A 5,491-nucleotide genomic window follows, 5' to 3' on the forward strand; every position below is an offset into this window, starting at 1 on the left:
CGCCAAAGGAGCCCGCGTTGCGGAAAGCGCCCTTGTTAGGCAGCCCCTGCGAGAGATTCAGGTAGTTGACGTGGTCGTAGAGGCCCGGCCCCGGCCAGCCGAGGCTGGTCAGCCGGCCGTCGCGGTTGATGCCGGCGGTGAGTCCGCCGGTGCCCAGCGAGGCGTTGGCCGCGCGCGGGCCATAAGTTTCGTTTTCAGTCAGCTCGAAACCGTCGGGTGAGAGCAGCAGCAAGTCCCCCATCGGCGGGTTGCTCAGTTCCAGGCCGCCGGTACCCAGGCGCACGCAGTTGTCCAACCCCAGCGAACCCAGATCCCCTTGCAGACACAACTCCAGACCGCCGTCGATGGCGTTGGGCTGCAGCACCAGATCGATTCGCCCATCCGGCACCTGGATCGGCAGCGCCTGCCCGGATACCGGGCTGGACATCCCCACACACAAAGCCGCGCCAATGCCGGCCAGGCCCCAGACAATTGCTCGCATTTGTCTCCTCCGCGGTTTCTACCGCTTGATTCAATCTGTGAATTTACAGTGTAAATTCAAGTTGCCATCCTTTCCAATGAAGACGGTCGTACCGTGCAGTTGAGAGGCAACAAGGCGATATGGCCGCCTCAGCAAGGCAGAGCGCGCTTCACAGATGCGCCTTTCTGGAGCTTCCCCATACGAACACCGGACCAACTGGTGTCAACCAGAGTGACTGCACTGGCAGGCTGGAACGGGGATTGGAAGGCGGCGCTTACCTGTCCGTGCCAGATCACATTGCATGAACCCCATCCCGCAGTGCGATAACGGAGGGTGAAGCTGCACTCGGCCATCGAAAACGGTCGGGACTCTGGTCCGCGCCAGGCGCGCCGCTGAGCGGCTACCGAGATGCAACGCCTGAATACTCGTCGACGCCGCAGAGGATGAAAGCTCCGACTGTCGTCCGAGTACTCAGCGCAGCATCATGCGCACGAGGCGTTCAGAACGCAGAACTTGGTGGAATCAATCCCCAGCGACGACTTTGGATCCGGAGAAGACGCGGTATTCGCCTTGCCAGCCTTGGGGCGAGAACACAAGCCCCAATCCACCCCCCGGAAGGCAGGCCGTTGTACCGATGACCTCGGCTGCCACGCTTTCTTCGCGAATCGCACAACTGAGAATGACACCGCGTCCAACGGGTTGCTCATTGAACCGCAGCTCAATCGCAGCCGGTCCGCTTGGTGTGAGGTGCCAAAGCCGAACGATGCCTGTTGTGGATGTTGTCACCGGTGTTGCGAGAACGAAGCGAAATACCTCGCCCATCGCATCGCTCAAGGCGACGCTGGTGTTGATTGTTGCGCCAGCGACGGGATCAGGCACAGAAACCTCCGCAGTACCCGATGCTGCAGCGTAGCCGGAGTCTTCGAGCGTGCGAAGAAAAGCGGTTCCCGGGGATCCGTAATGCAGCGGGAGATAGAAGTCGAGCAAGCTCGGCTCAAGGCCAGGATCTGGTTCCAGTATCGGAGGCTCGACCAGAATGCTGACCTCACCCGCATCGAGTCCCGGATTGCCCAGTGGGTGCTCGGGACAGTCGTAGGCGTTCAGATACGCGGCGGCGAGGCCGGTTATTTCCGCTGCCGGCGGTACTTCCAACAGCGCCGCTGCGTCGCGGGTGACAAAGCCCTCTGGCAGAAACGGCTGCAAGGCTGCAGGCGGCCTCAACACGGCCATGAGCCCCTCTTGGCAACCCGTCACGCTCAAGTCGACGCTCCCCTCGCGAAAGCCCGCCTCTCCGTCTGCCTGCCCCGCTGGCGATGGCCCGCAGCCCACGCAAAGTGCGAACAGGCAAAGCGCAGTAGCCAACCGGTGAAATGCAAGGGGTGTTGTAACGGATACGCTGCAGTCATGAGGACACATTGCCAGACTCCTGTCACCTCAGCCTCTGATCCTAGAGCGAGGGCCGTGACTGGCGAATCCCGGATTCTGGGGACTTGGCTTATCCGCGGGGGCTTGGCTGACCGACCGGGATGCGCAGGCTTACCGTACTTCCATGCTGTCCACCCTGCAGTGTCAGCTTTCCACCCAAGCGCTCGGCGCGCTCCTGTATGTTGGCAAGACCACGCCCATGAGGTGGTGACGGGGGGATACCGACACCGTCATCTGACACTGCCATCGAAAGTTCATCACCTTCCCACGACACTCGGACATTGGCGCATCTCGCCTGAGAGTGCTTCACGATGTTGGCAAAGGCTTCTTGCAGAATGCGAATGATGTCGATACTTCTCGCCGCATCCATTGGCGGCAGATTGGCCAGTGCATCTTCGAAGAACCAATCGACCGCAAGGCCCTGATCGCGCAATCGTGCGCTGTAGCGTTCACGAAAGCTGAAGAGCATCATCAGAAGATCCGCTTCACGAGGGCCTGCCAGGTCCATCGCCCAACGCAGCTCGTTCATTGCGTCGCGCAGGGTGTCAGGAAGGCTGGACACGTCAGCACTGCCACGTTCGGCAAGCGCCAGCGCATTGACCAACTGCCCACCGACACCATCGTGCAAGTCCTGCACCAAGTTCCTCCTCTCCGCAACGAGACGCTCACGCTCACGGCGCTCGGAATTCACCCGGTCCGCCAAGGCAAGCGACAGAACCGCCAGATCAAAGCAGGCCCCAACCTGCCAGGCATTCTGGGTAAAGAAATTTGCTGGCAACAGGCCGAGGGCAGCTGCCTGGGCAATGCTCGTTGTCAGGAGCATGCCGCCGACTGCGATAACATAGAAGTGTGCCGCTCGGATGCCACGGCGAGAAAGGACAACGCCTGCGTAAAGGGCAGCGCCCGAGCCAAGCAGGTTCTGGATGGTGACCAGTTTGCCGAATTCGCTGTGTGGCAACACAGCGAACAGCGGGAGCGTGAAGACCGCAACGAGGATGAACAGCACCAAGACGCGATCGATCATCGGCGCATGCGTCCGCGTGCTCAGGAGCTCTCGAACGAATAGCCCCTGAAACAGATGCGCGAACAGTAGGGACACAGGAAGTGCGTCCTGGAATCGAAGCAATGCCCCGGGAGCCTCCATCCCGACGAGCTGTCTTGCGTGCCCCAACATCAGTGCCGCCATCAGTCCAACAGCCAGCGTGTAGAGCACGTAATACAAGTAGGCGCGCTGCCGGACCCAGGCGCCGATGATCAGGTTGTAGACCAGCATGACACCGAGGACTCCATAGAAGCCCCCGTACCAAAACTGCTGGCGGGTGGTTCGGGCGTAAAAGGCGGGCCACGACTCAATATTCAAAGCCACCGCATGCGGCCCCGTTGTCTGCACGCGAATCAGTAGCTCCTTGGTCGCTCCGGCTTCGACTTCGATCGGCATAGCGACCATTCGGTGCTGTAGCAGACGCGGATCGTGCGGGCGCCGTGTTCCTCCCCGAATGTGGGTCACGCCACCACTCGCATCATCGAACAAATACAGATCAACCTTATCCAACCACGGCGGCTCCACTTCCAGAATCCTTCTCTGCGCGACGTTCTGGGACGGAACGCGAAGTGAGATCCGATACCAGTAGGGCTGTTCAGTGAAGCCGCGATTGATACCAGCCACGGGTACAGGCTCGAATGCGCCGCGTGTCGCGAGCCGGCGGGCGCCTGCCAAATCCAATCCGTCCGTCGGCTCAGCGAGTTCTGCCAGATGACCTCTCACATCGCTGCGCTCTGATTCAGCGGTAAGCACAAGCGCCCCCGCCTGGCTCGCGGCGCATTCAAGTGAGAGCCATCCCAGCATCGCACCCAAAACAACACAGGCGATTCGCGCGCTTGGCAGCCTCCCTGTCACGGGTTCAGTCGAATCAGACCGAGGCTCAGCGCCTCGAAAACGGCTTCGCCGCGTGAGCAAACCGCGAGCTTGCGATAGATGCGCTTTACGTGGGTTCCCACGGTACTCGTTTGCATGCCCAGCGCCATGCCAACTTCCTCATAGCTGAAGCCCTTGGCCAAAAGCTCCAGCACGTCGGACTCGCGTCGGGTCAATTTCTGTACATCAGACCGGCGGTCCGCTGGCGGTGTCGGCGCTGCCTGGATCCTTGAGACAAGGTAGCGTGCCACGCGCCCGCTGATCGGCGACTCGCCGCGCAAGACGGCCAGGAGCGCGCAAGGAATTTCCGAAAACGGCGCGTCCTTCAACAAGTAACCATCCGCACCTGCCTGGATCGCAGACAACACGTGCTGCTCATCATCGAAGACTGAGATGACCACGCAGGCCGTCGATGTCCCGCGAACGGCCTCAATCAGGCAGCGCCCATCGCCGTCCGGCAAGCCCAGGTCAACCAACAGCAGGTCGGGCACCTCTGTTGCCAGACTGCGCCGCGCCTCTCCAATGGTAGGGACAGCGGCCTGAACACAGAGACGATCATCGCCTTCAATTGCGGCGACGAGGCGCTTGCGTGTTGCGATTTGATCCTCAACGAGGAGGACGGTAGCCGGGTCCATCCGCCCATATTACGGCTCCGTTGGGATCTGCCAAGCAGCCAACAAACACTACAGCGGCCACGCTCAAGGCAGAGCCTCGGCTAGCTTATGGTCAATGGTGCACGGCCTCGTGGGACTCCCGCTCTCGGTGCCATCACGCGGGCACCGCGGCCGACCGGCGGCCGCGGTGCCACGCAACGCACATGACTCAGTAAATCCCGCGCGTCTCCGGAGCGTCCAGCGTGCCGGCATCCACAATCAGGTTGACCGTGGCCAGCTCGTCACCCTTGAGGCTGTCCATGCCATTGACGGCCTCAATAAAACGGGCACGCTCGGAATCGCTGACCAGGTCCTGGGTGTAGTCGGCCAGCTTGGCCTCGTAGTCCGGGCGCTGCCAGGGGGTGTCGCCGCCGGGGTGGGCATTGGCGCGGGTCTTCTCGTCCGCCACCTCTGAGCCGTCGCCAAGGGTCACGATCATGCGGCCGCCATAGGCCTGCACATTCGGGTCCTGGTCGTGGTAGAGGTCTTCCCAGCGCTGATCGAACTGGGTTTCGATGCGCGCCATCAGCGCACGCAGCTCGTCCTTCTCGGCCTGGGTCATCTGATAGGCGCGGTCCTTGTGGAACTCGCCGGTCTGAATGCAGCGCGCAATGGCGAACATGATGCTGTGGTCCAACGTGCCGCGCGGGGAATCGGGGTCGATCTTCTGCGGGTCCTTGGCGTCGGTACCGATCACGTGGTGGGTGTGATGGCTGGTTTCCAGCACGATCTTCTGGATCTGATCCAGATCCACGCCGTCGCCCTTCTTCGGCAGCTGTTCGCGCAGTTGCAGCGCGAGGTCGATGATCGCCTGCCCCTGGTACTCGAAGGCGTGCTGCTTGGGGTAGGTCTTCAGGATGTTGCGCAGCGGGTCCACGCCCGGCGCTACCAGCGCGACCTTATAGACGGCGTTCTCGTCATCGCGGCCATTGAGGAAGCGACGGATGATGCTGTCCACCCCTTCATAGACCGGGTTCGGGCCCTTGAGGCCATGCATGGCGTGATGCACGGCCTTAATGGAGATTTCGGCCGAAAAGC

The 5,491-nt window shown here is 61.6% G+C and carries 5 protein-coding genes; all 5 read right to left on the minus strand.

Features of this window, described 5'->3' with window-relative positions; translation table 11 throughout:
* Positions 1-481, minus strand: a 481-nt coding sequence (locus tag MRY84_RS05675) for a hypothetical protein (protein ID WP_291504776.1), incomplete at its 3' end; no start/stop codon positions are given.
* 501 nt (positions 482-982) lie between these two features.
* Positions 983-1,663, minus strand: coding sequence for a hypothetical protein (locus tag MRY84_RS05680; protein WP_291504777.1), 681 nt, complete (start codon positions 1,661-1,663; stop codon positions 983-985).
* A gap of 292 nt (positions 1,664-1,955) precedes the next feature.
* Positions 1,956-3,731, minus strand: coding sequence for a 7TM diverse intracellular signaling domain-containing protein (locus MRY84_RS05685; protein ID WP_291504779.1), 1,776 nt, complete (start codon positions 3,729-3,731; stop codon positions 1,956-1,958).
* A 47-nt stretch (positions 3,732-3,778) separates the two neighbouring features.
* A complete protein-coding gene (locus MRY84_RS05690; RefSeq protein ID WP_223056246.1) occupies positions 3,779-4,435 on the minus strand; it encodes a response regulator transcription factor in 657 nt (218 codons plus the stop codon).
* 187 nt (positions 4,436-4,622) lie between these two features.
* Positions 4,623-5,491: hypothetical protein (locus MRY84_RS05695; protein WP_291504778.1), on the minus strand; the 869-nt coding region annotated here is incomplete at its 5' end.

The organism is Acidovorax sp., assembly GCF_022763525.1.
Lineage (GTDB): Bacteria > Pseudomonadota > Gammaproteobacteria > Burkholderiales > Burkholderiaceae_C > Acidovorax.

Excerpts from the sequence above, each read along its gene's own strand:
- MRY84_RS05685 (WP_291504779.1), bottom strand. The coding sequence starts at position 3,731 with ATGCTGGGATGGCTCTCACTTGAATGCGCCGCGAGCCAGGCGGGGGCG.
- MRY84_RS05690 (WP_223056246.1), bottom strand. The coding sequence starts at position 4,435 with ATGGACCCGGCTACCGTCCTCCTCGTTGAGGATCAAATCGCAACACGC.